Origin of the sequence: Cellulomonas sp. ATA003, from assembly GCF_031582905.1 — a bacterium.
In the GTDB taxonomy this organism is placed as follows: domain Bacteria; phylum Actinomycetota; class Actinomycetes; order Actinomycetales; family Cellulomonadaceae; genus Pengzhenrongella.
On sequence record NZ_CP133990.1, the window covers coordinates 1,270,713 to 1,286,550 of the forward strand.

General features: G+C 74.3%; 16 protein-coding genes and 1 pseudogene. 9 read left to right on the plus strand and 8 right to left on the minus strand.

Annotated features, from left to right (window positions below; translation table 11 throughout):
* The first annotated feature begins 55 nt into the window (after positions 1–55).
* Positions 56–634: a dienelactone hydrolase family protein gene (locus REH70_RS06275; RefSeq protein ID WP_310753240.1), complete on the plus strand. Its 579-nt coding sequence runs from the start codon at positions 56–58 to the stop codon at positions 632–634.
* Here REH70_RS06275 and REH70_RS06280 read toward each other — a convergent pair.
* The 4 genes from REH70_RS06280 to REH70_RS06295 all read right to left on the minus strand — a co-directional run bounded on the left by REH70_RS06280 (position 568) and on the right by REH70_RS06295 (position 4,234).
* A complete protein-coding gene (locus REH70_RS06280) occupies positions 568–1,389 on the minus strand; it encodes a hypothetical protein (protein WP_310753241.1) in 822 nt (273 codons plus the stop codon). The genes REH70_RS06275 and REH70_RS06280 overlap by 67 nt on opposite strands.
* Positions 1,386–2,390: a heme A synthase gene (locus REH70_RS06285; protein WP_396134686.1), complete on the minus strand. Its 1,005-nt coding sequence runs from the start codon at positions 2,388–2,390 to the stop codon at positions 1,386–1,388. Before REH70_RS06285 ends, REH70_RS06280 begins: the two co-directional genes overlap by 4 nt.
* 72 nt (positions 2,391–2,462) lie before the next feature.
* Positions 2,463–3,290, minus strand: a complete 828-nt coding sequence (locus tag REH70_RS06290; protein ID WP_310753242.1) for an ABC transporter permease — start codon at positions 3,288–3,290, stop codon at positions 2,463–2,465.
* Positions 3,287–4,234 (minus strand): ABC transporter ATP-binding protein, encoded by a 948-nt coding sequence (locus REH70_RS06295; protein WP_310753243.1) that lies wholly within the window; start codon positions 4,232–4,234, stop codon positions 3,287–3,289. Before REH70_RS06295 ends, REH70_RS06290 begins: the two co-directional genes overlap by 4 nt.
* Before the next feature lie 1,021 nt (positions 4,235–5,255).
* Between REH70_RS06295 and sufB the strand changes: the two genes are divergently transcribed.
* The 7 genes and pseudogenes from sufB (at position 5,256) to REH70_RS06335 (ending at position 11,313) form a co-directional block, all read left to right on the plus strand.
* Positions 5,256–6,710, plus strand: coding sequence for a Fe-S cluster assembly protein SufB (sufB, locus tag REH70_RS06305; protein WP_310753245.1), 1,455 nt, complete (start codon positions 5,256–5,258; stop codon positions 6,708–6,710).
* Complete coding sequence (gene sufD, locus REH70_RS06310; protein ID WP_310753246.1) at positions 6,710–7,972, plus strand: Fe-S cluster assembly protein SufD; 1,263 nt, start codon at positions 6,710–6,712, stop codon at positions 7,970–7,972. The genes sufB and sufD overlap by 1 nt, the downstream gene beginning before the upstream one ends.
* Positions 7,969–8,319 carry a non-heme iron oxygenase ferredoxin subunit gene (locus tag REH70_RS06315; RefSeq protein WP_310753248.1) on the plus strand — a complete coding sequence of 117 codons (351 nt, stop codon included), beginning with the start codon at positions 7,969–7,971 and terminating at the stop codon, positions 8,317–8,319. Before sufD ends, REH70_RS06315 begins: the two co-directional genes overlap by 4 nt.
* 5 nt (positions 8,320–8,324) lie before the next feature.
* On the plus strand, positions 8,325–9,089 hold the full coding sequence (gene sufC, locus REH70_RS06320) for a Fe-S cluster assembly ATPase SufC (protein ID WP_310753249.1): 765 nt from the start codon (positions 8,325–8,327) through the stop codon (positions 9,087–9,089).
* A gap of 41 nt (positions 9,090–9,130) precedes the next feature.
* Positions 9,131–10,416, plus strand: a pseudogene (locus REH70_RS06325) (SufS family cysteine desulfurase).
* 22 nt (positions 10,417–10,438) lie between these two features.
* On the plus strand, positions 10,439–10,954 hold the full coding sequence (gene sufU, locus REH70_RS06330) for a Fe-S cluster assembly sulfur transfer protein SufU (protein ID WP_310754159.1): 516 nt from the start codon (positions 10,439–10,441) through the stop codon (positions 10,952–10,954).
* The gene (locus REH70_RS06335; protein WP_310753250.1) at positions 10,951–11,313 is read left to right on the plus strand and encodes a metal-sulfur cluster assembly factor; all 363 of its coding nucleotides are present in this window, start codon (positions 10,951–10,953) and stop codon (positions 11,311–11,313) included. Before sufU ends, REH70_RS06335 begins: the two co-directional genes overlap by 4 nt.
* 82 nt (positions 11,314–11,395) lie before the next feature.
* Here REH70_RS06335 and REH70_RS06340 read toward each other — a convergent pair whose 3' ends face one another.
* Positions 11,396–12,358, minus strand: coding sequence for a neutral zinc metallopeptidase (locus tag REH70_RS06340; RefSeq protein WP_310753252.1), 963 nt, complete (start codon positions 12,356–12,358; stop codon positions 11,396–11,398).
* A 129-nt stretch (positions 12,359–12,487) separates the two neighbouring features.
* Between REH70_RS06340 and REH70_RS06345 the strand changes: the two genes are divergently transcribed.
* The gene (locus REH70_RS06345) at positions 12,488–13,780 is read left to right on the plus strand and encodes a hypothetical protein (protein ID WP_310753254.1); all 1,293 of its coding nucleotides are present in this window, start codon (positions 12,488–12,490) and stop codon (positions 13,778–13,780) included.
* A 44-nt stretch (positions 13,781–13,824) separates the two neighbouring features.
* On the opposite strand, the gene REH70_RS06350 is transcribed toward REH70_RS06345, so the two are convergent.
* From REH70_RS06350 to REH70_RS06360, 3 genes are read right to left on the minus strand one after another with little or no spacing between them, the layout of a single operon-like run.
* A complete protein-coding gene (locus tag REH70_RS06350; RefSeq protein ID WP_310753255.1) occupies positions 13,825–14,436 on the minus strand; it encodes an energy-coupling factor transporter transmembrane component T in 612 nt (203 codons plus the stop codon).
* On the minus strand, positions 14,433–15,143 hold the full coding sequence (locus REH70_RS06355) for an ABC transporter ATP-binding protein (protein WP_310753257.1): 711 nt from the start codon (positions 15,141–15,143) through the stop codon (positions 14,433–14,435). Before REH70_RS06355 ends, REH70_RS06350 begins: the two co-directional genes overlap by 4 nt.
* A gap of 43 nt (positions 15,144–15,186) precedes the next feature.
* Complete coding sequence (locus REH70_RS06360; RefSeq protein WP_310753259.1) at positions 15,187–15,744, minus strand: biotin transporter BioY; 558 nt, start codon at positions 15,742–15,744, stop codon at positions 15,187–15,189.
* Positions 15,745–15,838: the final 94 nt, after the last annotated feature.

The window sequence follows — 15,838 nt, forward strand, 5'->3', positions numbered from 1 at the left end:
CGGGGGCCATGATGCTGTCCGAGCGCGCACCCGCGCGCAGAACCGGAGGAGCGACATGGCCGAGGTGCTGCTGTTCCATCATGCTCACGGAGTGACGGCCGGCGTGCGCGGCTTCGCCGACGCGCTGCGGGCCGTGGGGCACGAGGTCCACGTGCCGGACCTGTACGACGGGCAGGTGTTCGAGAGGCTCGAGGACGGGCTCGCCCACGCCCGCGCGGTCGGCTTCGACGTGCTGGCCGAGCGCGGCGTCGCGGCCGCCGACGGACTGCCGAACGGACTCGTGTACGCGGGCTTCTCGCTCGGCGTCATGCCCGCCCAGCGGCTGGCGCAGACCCGGCCAGGGGCCAAGGGGGCGCTGCTGCTGCACTCCTGCGTGCCGCCGGAGGAGTTCGGCGGTCCGTGGCCGCCGGGCGTCCGGGTGCAGGTCCACGGCATGGACGCCGACCCGTACTTCGCGGGCGAGGGCGACATCGACGCGGCGCGCGAGCTGGTCCGGGACACCGCGGACGCCGAGCTGTTCCTCTACGCCGGCGCCGAGCACCTCTTCGCCGACAGCAGCCTGCCGTCCTACCGCGAGGGCCCGGCCGCGCTGCTGACCGAGCGCGTGCTCCGGTTCCTCGACGGCATCCGCTGACGGCGTCCGTCCGCCCAGCCGTGTCCGTCAGCCCAGCCGACGGCCGAACGTGAGGCTGCCGTCGTCGCCGGTGAGCTCGGACATCCCCATCCGGCGGTAGAACGCGACCGCCCGCTCGTTGCGCCGGGCGACGACGAGGTGGACCCCGGGGAGCCGTCCGCGGCGAGCGCGTCCCACAGCGTCCCGAGCAGCCGCCGGCCCCAGCCGGCGCCCTGCCAGTGGGGCAGCAGGTCGACGTGCAGGTGCGAGGGGTGCTCGGCGAGCACGGCCGGGTCGGCCCGCGGCGGGGCGTGGAGGTGCCGGACGAGCGTCGCGTCCGCTCCGCCCCGCGCGGTCCACCGCTCGACGGGGTAGCGCTCGCGCAGCGCGGGCCACCAGTACTGCTCACAGCGGCGCTCGAACTCCGCGGTGTCCCGCGCGCCGACGACGTAGCCGCCGACCGTCGGCGTCGGGCCGGGTCCCGCGCTGCGCGGCGCCTCACCGGCCTGCGCCGCACCGGCCGGCGCCCGACCGGCCTGCGCCGCACCGGCCTGCGCCGCACCGACCTGCGCCACGCCGGCCGGCGCCGGGGCGTCGTCGTCGGCCACCACGAAGGCGAGGTGCGGCTCGAGGGCCAGGTAGGGCCGCAGGTACACGTCGGCGAGCAGGTGCGGCTCGGCGTACCGGTCGGTCGCGTCCTGGCCGGAGTCGCCGGTGCGCACGCAGATGTCGTCGAGCGCGGCCGCGTCGGCGGGCCGGGCGGGGCGGATGGTCACGCGGTGCGCGTGGGTGCCGCGGTGCCCGGGAGCGTCGAGGCGCCCACGACCGGCGGGCGCTCCCGCAGCGTCAGCAGCGTCCAGGTCACCGAGGACGCCAGCAGTGCCGCGCCGAGCATGTGCACGCCGACGAGCAGCGCGGGCAGGCCGGTGAAGTACTGCACGTACCCGACCAGGCCCTGCGCGAGCGTCACCGCGAGCAGCACGGTGACCGCGCGGCGTGCCCGGCGTGTCGCATCGCCGCGGGTGAGGGCGACGGCCAGCGCCACCGCGAGGACGACGAACACCCACACCGCGGCGGCGTGCAGCTTCGCGACGAGCACGGGGTCCACGGCGAACCGGTAGGCGACGTCGTCGTCCCCGCCGTGCGGGCCTGCGCCGGTCACGACGATGCCGAGCGCGAGCAGGACGACGGCGACCGCGCCCAGCGCCTGGCCGATCGCGCGTGCGCGCGGGCCGACCACCGGGACCCTCGCTCCGTCGCCCTCGCCCGAGCGGCGCAGCAGCAGCGTCGAGACGGCGACGAGGCCGAGCGACACGAGCATGTGGACGCCGACGACGGCGGGGTGCAGGTGCAGCAGGACCGTCACGCCACCGATGACCGCCTGGACGAGGACGCCGACCAGCGGGGCGACGCCGAGCCAGCGATACCCGCGTGAGCGGCGGGTGTCGGTGACGACGAGGAGGGCGACGGCGATGGCGATGACCCCGACGACGCCGGTCAGCGTGCGGTTGCCGAACTCGATCAGCGGGTGCCAGGTGGTCGCCTCGTGCAGGACGGGCGTGAAGGAGCCGGGCTCGCACTGCGGCCAGGTGGAGCACCCGAGACCGGACCCGGTCAGGCGCACGGCGCCGCCGGTGACGATGATCCCCATCTGCGCCACGAGGTTGGCGATGAGCACCGCGCGGGTCCATCGCCGGGCCGCGGGCCACCGCGGGGACGGCGTGGACGGGGCCGCGGCGGTGCGCGCGGCCGGGGTCCGCGCCGGGATGGTGCTCACCCTCCACGGTAGTCGCCGCACCCACGCGATCGGGTCTCGCGAGGGCCCGGACGACGAGCGTCACATCGCCGATCAGCTCCAGCGGAACAGGCGGGCGGCGAGCCCGCCGAGGACGACCGCCCAGGCGGCGAGCACGGCCAGCGGACCGGCGGCGAGGACGCCGTCGCCGAGCGCGGCGCGCAGTGACTCCCCGAGCGCGCCGGACGGCAGCGCCGACGCGATCGCCGCGAGCGGGCCGGGCAGCTGGTCGGCCGGGACGACGACGCCGCCGGCGACCGCGAGCAGCACGAGCACGAGGTTCGCCAGGGCGAGCACCGCCTCCGCCCGCAGGGTCCCGGCGATCAGCAGGGCGAGCCCCGTGAACGCCGCGGTCCCGAGCAGGACGGCGAGCACCGCCGCGCCCACGCCCGCGACGGCGGGCTGCCAGCCGAGGGCGAGCGCGACCGCGCCGAGGACGACGACCTGCACGAGCTCGACCGCCAGCACGCCGAGGACCTTGCCGGCGAGCAGCCCACCGCGCCCGAGCGGTGTGGTGGCGAGCAGGCGCAGCACGCCGTTGCGGCGGTCGAAGCTGGTGGCGATCGCCTGCGAGGTGAACGCGGTCGACATCACGGCCAGCGCGAGCACCCCCGGCGCGACGACGTCGATGCGGGTGCCGCCCCCGGTGCCCAACCCGATCACGGTGGTGCGTGCCAGCCCGAGCAGGAGCAGCACCGGCAGGACGAGCGTCACGAGCAGCTGCTCGCCGTTGCGCAGGATCGCGCGGGTCTCGAACAGGGTCTGCGCGAGCACCCGCCGTGCGGCCGGTGCCGCACCCGGGCCCGCGACGGTCCCGGCGACGGGCTCGGCGTGCCCGGCGTGCCCCGCGCTGGTCGAGGTCCCGGTCGGGCGGGTCGTCATCGCAGGTCCTTGCCGGTCAGGTCGAGGAAGACGTCCTCGAGGGTGCGGCGCCCGACGGTGATCCGGTGCGGGAGCACGTCCCGGGCCGCACACCAGGCGGTCAGCGCCGCGAGCACGTGCGGGTCGACCGGCCCGGTGAGCACGTAGTCGCCGGGGGCGACCTCGCGCACGCCGGGGCCGGCGTCCGGAGCGGCGGAGCCCGACCCGGTGAGGGTGGCGGTGAGGTCGGTCACGTCGAGGTCGGGGGTCGCCGAGAACCGCAGCGTCCGGTCGTCGTGGGAGGTGAGGAGGTCGGCGACCGGTCCCTGGGCGATGACCGTCCCGTGGTCGACGACGACGACCCGGTCGGCGAGGCTCTCGGCCTCGTCCATGAGATGGGTCGTCAGGACGACGGCGACGCCGTCGTCGCGCAGCTCCCGGACCAGGTCCCAGACCGCGCGCCGGGCCTGCGGGTCCATGCCCGCGCTCGGCTCGTCGAGGAACACGAGCTCAGGGCGCCCGACGACGGCCGCGGCCAGCGCGAGCCGCTGACGCTGCCCACCGGACAGTCGCCGGACCGTCGTCCGGGCGAACGCACCGAGACCCAGCCGGTCGGCCAGGGCGTCGACGTCCCGGGGGCGGGCGTACATCGACGCGACGTGCCGCAGGACCTCCATGGCCCGGGCCCCGGTCGGCAGGCCGCCGTCCTGCAGCATGACGCCGACGCGTGGCCGCAGCGCCCGGGCATCGCTGGCGGGGTCGAGGCCGAGCACGCGGACGCGGCCGGCGTCGGGGGACCGCAGCCCCTCGCAGCACTCGACCGTCGTGGTCTTGCCCGCCCCGTTGGGTCCGAGGACGGCCGTCACCGCGCCCTGCTCCGCGACGAGGTCCAGCCCGTTCACCACCGGTCGGCCCGCGTACCGCTTGACGAGCCCGACGATCTCGACGGCAGGGGGCGCGGGCACGGGGGCGAGTCTAGGGCGGCGTGGACCGTGCCCCGGGGCACCGGCGCGGACGCTGCCGCCGAGCGGGTGAGGTCCACCTTGCTTGCAGGGATGGATTTCGGCAACAAGGATGTTGGCAATATCAGCAGGGTGGTGCGTCGCACCGCCCGCCGTCCGACGGGCGGCATCGGCATCGGCATCCCGACCAGCGGTGGAGGTGACATGAGCACGGCCCTGAGTCCCGCACGCGACCTGCCCGTCGCCCACCCCTCCCGCATGGCCCCCGCGCGCCCGACCACCGGCTCGACCACCCACTCGGCCGCACACCCTGCCGAGACCGGCGACACCGAGGCCACGACCCGCCAGCGTGTGCTGCACCTCGTCGCGTCCGCAGGTCCGGTCGCGACCACCGAGCTCGCGACCGAGCTCGGTCTGACCGCCGCCGCGATCCGCCGCCACCTCGGCGTGCTCGAGACCGAGGGACAGATCGCGGTGCACGAGAGCACCGGGACCGGGCCCGCGCGACCGGCACGACGGGGCCGGCCGGCCCGCCGGTACGTGGTGACCCGCCGCGGCCAGGACGCCCTGACCAGCGCCTACCCCGAGCTCGCGTCGCAGGCCCTGCGGTTCCTCGTCGAGGTCGCCGGCCCGGGCGCGGTCGAGGCCTTCGCGGCGTCGCGGGTGCGGGCGATCGAGGAGCGGTACGCCGCCGCTCTCGACGACGCCGGCACCGACGTCGCCGCCCGCGCCGAGCGGCTCGCCGCGGCCCTCGGGGCGGACGGATACGCCGCGAGCACCCGACCGGTGCCCGGACGCCCGACGGTCCAGCTGTGCCAGGGCCACTGCCCCGTGCAGCAGATCGCAGCCGAGTTCCCCCAGCTGTGCGAGGCGGAGGCCCAGGCCTTCTCGCGGCTGCTGGGCGTGCACGTGCAGCGGCTGTCGACGCTCGCCGCGGGCGGTCACGTGTGCACCACGAACATCCCGACCTCCACCCTCCCGACCCCCAGCCCCACGCCATCCGAACCCTCGAAGGGGAGACGACATGAGTGCGCCTACTCAGGACGCCAGCGCAGCACCGACACCCGCGCCGATGACTCAGGACGAGGCCATCGCCTCCCTCGGCAGCTACAACTACGGCTGGCACGACTCCGACCTCGCGGGCGCCAACGCCCAGCGCGGGCTCTCCGAGGACGTCGTGCGCAACATCTCGGCGCTCAAGAACGAGCCCGAGTGGATGCTCAAGACGCGCCTGAAGGCGCTGCGCCTGTTCGACAAGAAGCCGATGCCCAACTGGGGCTCGGACCTGTCGGGCATCGACTTCGACAACATCAAGTACTTCGTGCGGTCCACCGAGAAGCAGGCCGCCACCTGGGACGACCTGCCCGAGGACATCCGCAACACCTACGACCGCCTGGGCATCCCGGAGGCCGAGAAGCAGCGTCTCGTCTCCGGTGTCGCCGCGCAGTACGAGTCCGAGGTCGTCTACCACCAGATCCGCGAGGACCTGGAGGAGCAGGGCGTCATCTTCATGGACACCGACACCGGCCTGCGCGAGCACCCGGAGATCTTCGAGCAGTACTTCGGCTCGGTGATCCCCACCGGTGACAACAAGTTCGCGGCGCTCAACACCGCGGTGTGGTCGGGCGGCTCGTTCGTCTACGTCCCGCCGGGCGTCCACGTCGAGATCCCGCTGCAGGCCTACTTCCGCATCAACACCGAGAACATGGGCCAGTTCGAGCGGACGCTGATCATCGCGGACGAGGGCTCGTACGTGCACTACGTCGAGGGCTGCACCGCGCCGGTCTACTCGAGCGACTCGCTGCACTCCGCGGTCGTCGAGATCATCGTCAAGAAGAACGCCCGCGTGCGGTACACGACCATCCAGAACTGGTCGAACAACGTGTACAACCTCGTCACCAAGCGGGCGACCGCCGCCGAGGGCGCGACCATGGAGTGGGTCGACGGGAACATCGGCTCCAAGGTGACCATGAAGTACCCGGCCATCTACCTCATGGGCGAGCACGCGCGCGGCGAGACGCTGTCGATCGCGTTCGCCGGCGAGGGCCAGCACCAGGACGCCGGCGCGAAGATGGTGCACGCCGCACCGCACACGTCGTCGTCCATCGTGTCCAAGTCGGTCGCGCGCGGCGGTGGCCGCACGTCGTACCGCGGGCTCGTGCAGGTGCTCGAGGGTGCCTCGCACTCCGCCTCGAACGTGCTGTGCGACGCGCTTCTGGTCGACCAGATCTCGCGGTCGGACACCTACCCGTATGTCGACGTCCGCGAGGACGACGTGTCGATGGGTCACGAGGCGACGGTCTCCCGCGTGAGCGAGGACCAGCTGTTCTACCTCATGTCCCGCGGGATGCCCGAGACCGAGGCCATGGCCATGATCGTGCGCGGGTTCGTCGAGCCCATCGCGCGTGAGCTGCCCATGGAGTACGCGCTCGAGCTGAACCGCCTCATCGAGCTCCAGATGGAAGGGTCCGTCGGCTGATGACCACCCCCACCACCACCCTGTCCACCGACCACTCCCGGGCGGTCGCGGACGGCGCCCACTCCCACGGGACCGGTGGCACGCCGCAGGGCTCGCGCGCCGAGCGGGCGACGTCGTTCGACCTCGCCGACTTCCCGATGCCGAACGGCCGCGAGGAGGAGTGGCGCTTCACCCCGGTCGACCGGGTCGCGCCGCTGTTCGCGGCGGACCTCGGTGGGCACGGCGTGCTCACCACGGTCGTCAACGACCCCGAGGTCCAGGTCGAGATCGTCGACCGTGACGACGCCCGGCTGGGCCGCGCCGGTGTCCCCGGCGACCGGGCGGCCGCGGCCGCGTGGCAGTCCTTCCACCGCGCGACCGTCGTGACGGTGCCGCCGCAGACGGTGGCGACCACCGCGACGTCGATCCGCGTCGAGGGTGTGGAGGGCGCCGCGGCCGAGCCGACGGCGACCCACCTGCTCGTGCACGCCGGTGCGCTGTCGGAGTCGATCGTCGTGCTCGACCACGTCGGCGCCGCGACCCTCACCGAGACGGTCGAGGTCGTCGTCGACGACGGCGCCCACCTCACCCTGGTCTCGGTGCAGGACTGGGCGACGGGCGCGGTGCACGCCGCGTCGCACCGCATCCGCATCGGGCGGGACGCCAAGGTCAAGCACATCGTGGTGACGCTCGGCGGCGACGTCGTCCGGGTCACCCCGGACGCCGAGTTCACCGCCGAGGGCGGCGAGGTCGAGATGCTCGGCCTGTACTACGCCGACGCGGGCCAGCACCAGGAGCACCGGCTCTTCGTCGACCACGCGGTGCCGTCCTGCCGCTCGCGCGTGACCTACAAGGGCGCCCTGCAGGGCGACGGCGCGCACACGGTGTGGGTCGGCGACGTCCTCATCCGGGCGGCCGCCGAGGGCACCGACACCTACGAGCTCAACCGCAACCTCGTGCTCTCCGACGGCGCCCGCGCCGACTCGGTGCCGAACCTCGAGATCGAGACCGGCGAGATCGAGGGTGCCGGCCACGCCTCGGCGACCGGCCGTTTCGACGACGAGCAGCTCTTCTACCTGCGCTCGCGCGGCATCCCCGAGGCCGACGCGCGTCGCCTCGTGGTGCGCGGCTTCTTCGCCGAGCTGGTCCACCAGATCGGCGTGCCCGAGATCGAGGAGCGCCTCATCGCCTCCATCGAGGCCGAGCTCGAGCGCAGCATGAGCGACCTCGAGGTCCTGCCCCAGATCGCCGGTGACCCGGCCGTCGAGGCGGCCGACGCGTGAGCGCGCAGCTGGCCTGCTTCGCCCAGGACGTCCCGCCCTGCGGCGCCTTCCGCGCCGAGCTCGAGGGCGAGGACGGCCCGGTGCCGGTCGCCGTCGTGCGGGCCGAGGACGGCGAGCTCTACGCCATCAACGACATCTGCTCGCACGGGGCGGTGTCGCTGTCGGACGGCGAGGTCGAGGGCACGACGCTGGAGTGCTGGCTGCACGGGTCGAAGTTCGACCTGCACACCGGCGCCCCGACCGGCCTGCCGGCCACCCGGCCCGTCCCCGTGTACCCCGTGACCGTCGAGGGCGAGCGCGTGCTCGTCGACATCGACGCCCCCATCGTGACCGCCAAGGAGAGCTGAACCGCATGTCCACTCTGGAGATCCACGACCTGCACGTCAGCGTCGAGACCAAGGAGGGCCCCAAGCCCATCCTGCGCGGTGTCGACCTGACGGTCGCGAGCGGCGAGACGCACGCGATCATGGGCCCCAACGGGTCCGGCAAGTCCACCCTCGCGTACTCCCTCGCGGGTCACCCCAAGTACCAGATCACCGCGGGTACCGTGACGCTCGACGGCGAGGACGTCCTCGCGATGAGCGTCGACGACCGCGCCCGCGCCGGCATGTTCCTCGCCATGCAGTACCCGGTCGAGGTCCCCGGCGTCAGCGTCTCGAACTTCCTGCGCACCGCGAAGACCGCCATCGACGGCCAGGCGCCGCCGCTGCGCACCTGGGTCAAGGACGTCCGGTCCGCGATGGACCAGCTGCGGATGGACCCCGCGTTCGCCGAGCGCTCCGTCAACGAGGGCTTCTCGGGCGGTGAGAAGAAGCGCCACGAGATCCTGCAGATGGAGCTCCTCAAGCCGAAGTTCGCGATCCTCGACGAGACCGACTCCGGGCTGGACGTCGATGCGCTGCGCGTCGTCTCCGAGGGCGTCAACCGCGTCCGCTCGGGGGGCGAGGTGGGCGTCCTGCTCATCACGCACTACACGCGCATCCTGCGCTACATCACCCCGGACTTCGTCCACGTCTTCGTCGACGGCAAGGTCGCCGAGGAGGGCGGGCCCGAGCTGGCTGAGCGTCTCGAGAACGAGGGCTACGACCGCTTCCTCGGCGCCGGCGCCTCCGCCTGAGCACCACCGACCGCCTGGAGGGCACGGCGATGACCGAGACCATGGACACGAGGCTGAGTGCCGGGGAGCTGGCTGCCGTGCGGGCAGACTTCCCCTGCTCGCGCGCACCCTGCGAGACGGCAAGCCGCTGGTGTACCTGGACTCGGGCGCGACCTCGCAGAAGCCCGACGTCGTCCTGGACGCCGAGCAGGACTTCTACGCCCAGCGCAACGCCGCCGTGCACCGCGGCGCGCACCAGCTCGCCGAGGAGGCGACCGAGGCGTTCGAGAACGCCCGGGAGCAGGTGGCGTCCTTCGTCGGCGCGGGTGTGGACGAGATCGTGTGGACGACGAACGCCACCGCGGGGATCAACCTCGTGGCGTACGCGATGTCCAACGCGACGGCCGGCCGCGGCGGGGACGCCGCGCGCCGGTTCGCGCTCGCCCCGGGCGACGAGATCGTCGTCACCGAGGCCGAGCACCACGCGAACCTCGTGCCGTGGCAGGAGCTCGCGGCCCGGACCGGCGCCGTCGTGCGCTGGATCGGGGTGGACGACGACGGCCGGCTGCGCACCGACGAGCTCGCGCAGGTCGTCGGGGACCGGACCCGGGTGCTCGCGTTCACGCACGCGTCGAACGTGACCGGCGCGGTGACCGACGTCGCCCCGTTCGTGGCCCGGGCGCGCGAGGTCGGTGCGCTCACGGTGCTCGACGCGTGCCAGTCGGTCCCGCACCTGCCGGTGGACCTGCACGGGCTCGGTGTCGACTTCGCGGTGTTCTCCGGGCACAAGATGCTCGGGCCGACCGGTGTGGGTGCGCTGTACGGGCGGCGCGAGCTGCTCGAGGCGATGCCGCCGGTCACCACCGGCGGGTCGATGGTCGAGGTCGTCACGATGGAGTCCACGACGTACGCGCCGCCGCCGCAGCGGTTCGAGGCCGGGACCCAGATGGTCGCGCAGGCGATCGGCATGGGCGCCGCGGCGGCGTACCTCGCCGAGCTCGGCATGGACGCCGTCGCCGCCCACGAGGCGGCGCTGGCCGCGGAGCTGCTCGACGCCGTCGCGTCCGTCCCCGACGTGCGGGTCATCGGCCCGACCGACACGCGGGACCGCCTGGCGACGGTGTCGTTCGTCGTCGACGGCGTGCACGCGCACGACGTCGGCCAGGTGCTGGACGACGCCGGCGTGGCCGTGCGGGTCGGGCACCACTGCGCCCAGCCGCTGCACCGCCGCTTCGGGGTCGCGGCCACCGCGCGGGCGTCGGCGTCGGTGTACACCACGTCCCAGGAGATCGCCGTCTTCCGGGAAGCACTGGCGGGGGTCCGGACGTTCTTCGGGTGGGACCGATGAGGAGGCACGCGTGACGAGCTCGATGGAGCAGCTGTACCAGCAGGTCATCCTTGACCACGCCCGCGACCCGCACGGCCGCGGCCTGGTCGACGGGCCGGTCGGCGCCGTGGCGGGGGAGTCGCACCAGGTGAATCCCACGTGCGGTGACGAGGTGACCCTGCGGGTCGCGCTCGGCACCGACGGGGCCGTCCCGGTCGTGGACCGGGTGAGCTGGGAGGGTCAGGGCTGCAGCATCTCGCAGGCCTCCGTCTCCGTGCTCACCGACCTGGTGACCGGGACGGACCTGCGCGCGGTCGACGAGATCTCGGAGACCTTCCGGGCGCTCATGCACACGCGTGGCGCCGGCCTGGACGACGAGCGTGAGGACGCCCTCGGGGATGCCACCGCGTTCACGGGCGTCGCGAAGTACCCCGCCAGGATCAAGTGCGCGCTGCTGGGCTGGGCAGCGCTCCGGGACGCGATCGCGAAGTCCGGGGTCGCCGTGCCCGTCACGGCGTCCGCCACCACGTCCACCACCACGACCGAGGAGAAGGCATGACCACCGAGACACCGTCCGGCACCACGCCGGCCACGCCGTCCGTGACGACGCCGCCCACCGCGGCGGACGTCGAGGAGGCCATGCGCGACGTCATCGACCCCGAGCTCGGGATCAACGTCGTCGACCTGGGCCTCGTCTACGGGCTGACCGTCGACCAGAACAACCAGGCCGTCATCGACATGACGCTCACGTCCGCGGCGTGCCCGCTGACCGATGTCATCGAGGACCAGACCGCCTCGAGCCTCGACGGTCTCGTCGACGGCTTCCGGATCAACTGGGTCTGGATGCCGCCGTGGGGCCCGGAGAAGATCACCCCCGACGGTCGCGAGCAGATGCGGGCGCTCGGCTTCAACATCTGAGCCGCCCCACGCACGTCGACGGGCCCGCGGGTGCACACGCACCGGCGGGCCCGTTCGTCGTCCCGGCTGCCGGCCCGCACGCCTACAGGCCCGCGGCCGCCAGCGCGTTGCAGTCGTCGAACGACCCACCGTCGTAGCCGATGGTGAACCAGCGCTGCCGCTGCTCGCTCGACCCGTGCGTCCACGCTTCGGGGTTCACCGTGCCGGTGGCCTGGTGCTGGATGCGGTCGTCGCCCACCGCGGACGCCGCGGACAGCGCGTCCGCGAGCTCCTGCGCGGTGATCCGCTGGAGGTACGGCACCCCCGTGTCCGGGTCCACCGTCGAGGCCAGATCGCCGATGACCATGCCGGCGAGGCAGTCCGCCGTGAGCTCGATGCGGACGGAGTCGGACTCGGGACCGGACCCGCTGCGGTCGGCGGACTCCATCAGGCCCGTCAGCTGCTCGATGTGGTGACCGAACTCGTGCGACAGGACGTAGATCTCGGCGAGGGACCCGCCGCTCGCACCGAACCGGCTCTGCAGGTCGTCGTAGAACCCGAGGTCGAGGTACACCGTCTGGTCGGGCGGGCAGTAGAACGGCCCGGTGGCGCTGGTCGCGGCGCCGCATGCGGTGTCGACCGACCGCTCGAAGCTCACCACGCCGGGCTCGACGTACGCCACACCGAGCGCCGGGAGCGTCTGGCCCCAGAACGTGTCGTTCGCGTCGACGGTCGCGACCAGCCGGCAGTCCCGCCGGGTGTTGGCCTGCTCGGCGGTGCACTCCCCGAGGAGCTCCTCCTGGACGCCGCCGGTGCCACCGCCGCTGCTCACCCCGGTGACCAGCGGGGTGAGGTCCTGCCCGAAGACGAGGTAGCCGACCAGGACGAGGATTACGCCGGCGCCGCCGCCGATCGCCCCGCCGCGTCGGCCGCCGCGTCCTCGGCGCCCACCGCGCCCACCGCCGAAGCTCCCACCGCCGCCGCCGGACCCGCCGCCCCGACGACCGCCACCGCGCTGCGAGCGCACCCTGCCGCCGCCGAAGCGCCCGCCCTCCTGGAACGTCATGCGCGGCACCGTAGCCGCCCGGTCGGGCGGCCGCCCGTGCAAGACCGACGGCCCGGCCGACACGGACAGAGGGAGGGGAGCAGCCCTCGCCGGGTCACGGACCCGCCCGCGGAGCAGGAGGAGGACACCATGACCGGATCCACCGCGCAGCGCACCCTCACCGGTCGGCGCCCGCACCTCGCCGTCGTCCTGGTGGGCGCGCTCGGGCTGATCGGCGGCTGCACGGCCGACGACGCACCGCAGGCGCCGGGGACGCCGGACGTGACCGCACCCGCCCCGACGCCCGGCCTCGGGACGCCGTCGGTGACGGACGGACCCAGCATGCCGACCAGCACACCGACCAGCACGCCGCCCGCCACGTCCCGGCCCGACGTCCCACCCACCCTGCACGTCGGGGGCGCGGTCGCCGACTTCCCGGCGGGCGCCCCCGAGGCCGAGGTGGTGCCGTACCTGACGGACACCCTCGGGGCCGAGCCGGAGGTCACCGACCCGGACGTCGCGTGCGTGACCAGCGCGCTGCCGGGGCGGCGCCTGGTGTGGGAGGGGCTGACGGTGCTCGTGCGGACGACCGACGAGACCGACGCCGACGTCGAGCCCTACGTCGCCGGGTGGGCGCTGGACGAGCGCACCGGGACGTCCGCGCTGGGGCCGCTGACGACGGCGGAGGGCGTCGGCCTCGGTGACCCCGAGCGGGCGGTGAGCGCCGCCTACCCGAACGGAGAGGCGTTCGACACCCCGGACCCCGGGGTCACGCTGTGGGCGCTCGGCGCCGGCACCGCCCCGCACACCGATGACCTGACGGTCCGCCTCACGGACGGCGTGGTCACGACCATCAGCGGGGGCTCGGCTGCGGCGACTGAGAACCGTCGGCGAGTCGGCGCTGACGGGGCTCGCTGGGTGCGGCGGGCGCCTCGCGGCCGCGCCCGCGATGACCGACGACGTCGCGCACGCTCGCGGGTCAGGGGTCTGGTCGCCCTCGAAGCCGATGAGCCAGTGCAGGCCGTAGCGATCGACCACCTGCCCGTCGGTGGCGCCCCACGGTCGCGTCTGCAGGTCGTCCACGACGCGGCCACCCTCGGAGAGCCGGGCGAACCAGGCGCGGAGGACGGAGGGTGCGGCTGTCCCCAGCAGGGCGAACATCAACCCCTCCGACCGCAGCGCGGCGTCCCCACCGGTCGCGTCCGCAGCGAACAGCGCGACGGGCCCGTCCACGAGGTACCCGTGCGCGACGGCCTCCGCGGGGCCGTCCGTCCGGTCGAACTCCTCGAACGTGTGCAGCTGGACGGCGCACCCGAACACGTCGCCGTAGAAGATGAGGGCCTCACGAGCCGTCCCCGGGAGGTGGAGGTAGGGCGTGGGTGCGGTCATGGGCACACGCTAGCGGGGCCACGAGCCGCATCGTTCTCGGTGGTCCGGGGCTGATCGACGACAGCACGCACTCGAGGTCGTGCACGCCACCCGCGCTCTCAGTCGCCGATGCCGCGGGCGGCCAGCGCCTCACCGGTCGACCGGGCGCGTGCCACCGTGCGGACCGCGGTGGGCACCAGCACGGCGCGGGGGTTGCGCTCGAGGCCGCGCGCGCGGGCCGCGTCGCGGACCTCGTGCGCAGTGGTCAGCAGGGCGGGGACAGCCCGGAGCATGAGGGCGACCGCGAGTGCGACGACCTCGGGTCGGACGCCGACGCGGCGCAGCGGACCCACCGCCCGTTCGAGCACGTCGAGCATGCGGTCCGCGGGCGTGGTGGCCGTGACAGCGGTCGCCGCGAGGACGAGGCTGAGCAGGTCTGCGGCCACCTCGGTCGCCACGGCGGGCCCGCGCTGCCACCACTGGTACGCCGCCAGGACGCCTGCTGTGACGAGCACCGGGAGCAGCGACCGCACCGTGCTGCGCCACGACACCCGCGCGACGGCGACCGCGGTCGCGGCGAGGGCGAGCAGCACGAGGGACGCCACCGGCCCCCGCGACACCACGACCGCCACACCGAGCACGCCGAGCGCGGCGAGCTTGGCGGGGGCGGGCAGCCGGTGCAGCACGCTCGTCCCATGGCGGTACTGCCCGAGCGGCATCGCGACGCTCACCGGACGGCCATGAGGTCGCGGTAGTGCGCCACGCCGTCGGGTGCGGGACCGTCGAACACGACGCGCCCGCCGTCGACCACGAGGACGCGGTCCGCGCGGGCCGCCGCCTCGAGGTCGTGCGTCACCTGCAGCACCTGCTGGTCCAGGGAGGCCAGCAGGTCGTCGACGACGCGTCGCCAGCGCAGGTCGAGCAGCGTGGTCGGCTCGTCGCACACCAGCACGGACGGCTCGGTGGCGAGCACTCCCGCGAGCGCGAGCAGCTGCTTCTGCCCGCCGGACAGCGCGTGCACGCTGACCTCGGCGCGGTCGGCCAGGCCGAAGCGGTCGAGGACGGCGTGCACCCGGGCGTCGCGCGCGTCGCGGCCCAGCCCGAGCCGGCGCAGCGAGAGGGCGACGTCCTCCCGCGGGGTCGGCATGACGAGCTGGGCGTCGGGGTCGGTGAAGACGAACCCGACCCGGCGGCGCACCGCGGCGCCGTCCCGCACGGTGTCCAGCCCGTCGACCCGCACGCTGCCCGACGACGGGGTCGCCAGGCCGTTGACCAGCCTGGCCAGCGTCGACTTGCCCGACCCGTTCGCGCCGACGACGGCGACCCGTCGCTCGGTGAGCTCGCACGTCACCGGGTGCAGGATCGCCAGCTCGGTGGGGCGGCCGCCGGGCCCGTCGGCGCCCTCGACGGTGACCGAGGCGGCGTCGAAGGTGATCATCGGAGGGCGCGGCGGCGGCCTGCCGTGCGCGCGGCCACGCCGCTCAGCGGCGCTGGCGGAGCATGTCGGGGAAGGCGCGGAACACCGCGGTGGCGACCACGGCGACCAGCACGTTCTTCACCACGTCCCCGGGCAGGAAGGTCGCGCCGGTGACGACGGCCTCGGCGGGCTCAAGACCCAGCCGCCAGCCCATCACGGTGATGCCGATCGGGTGGGTGGCCAGCAGGCTGCCGGCCATCGCGGAGCCGAACACGACGAGCGGCAGGTACCGGGCGCGCACCCGGCGGCCCGCGGTGACCAGCGCACCGCCGATCGCGGCGGCCAGCGGGAAGGCGAGCAGGTAGCCGAACGAGGCCCCGCCCACGATCGCGAGCCCACCGGCGCCACCGGAGAAGACGGGCAGGCCGGCCAGCCCGACGGCGAGGTAGAGCAGTGCCGCCAGTGCACCGCGTCGAGCGCCCAGCACCGTGCCGGCGAGCATGACGCCGAACGTCTGCAGCGTGATCGGCACCGCGAGTCCCGCCACCGGGATCGCCGGCAGCAGGGCGCACACCGCGATGAAGGCCGCGAAGGTCGACACGAGAGCGACGTCGGTCGCCACGGACGTCCGGGCCGCCGGGCGGGGAGTGCCGCGGCGCCACCGGCCGACGTGCTCAGCGCTGGGGTTGGCCGCGGGGCGGTCGGCTCGTGGTCCG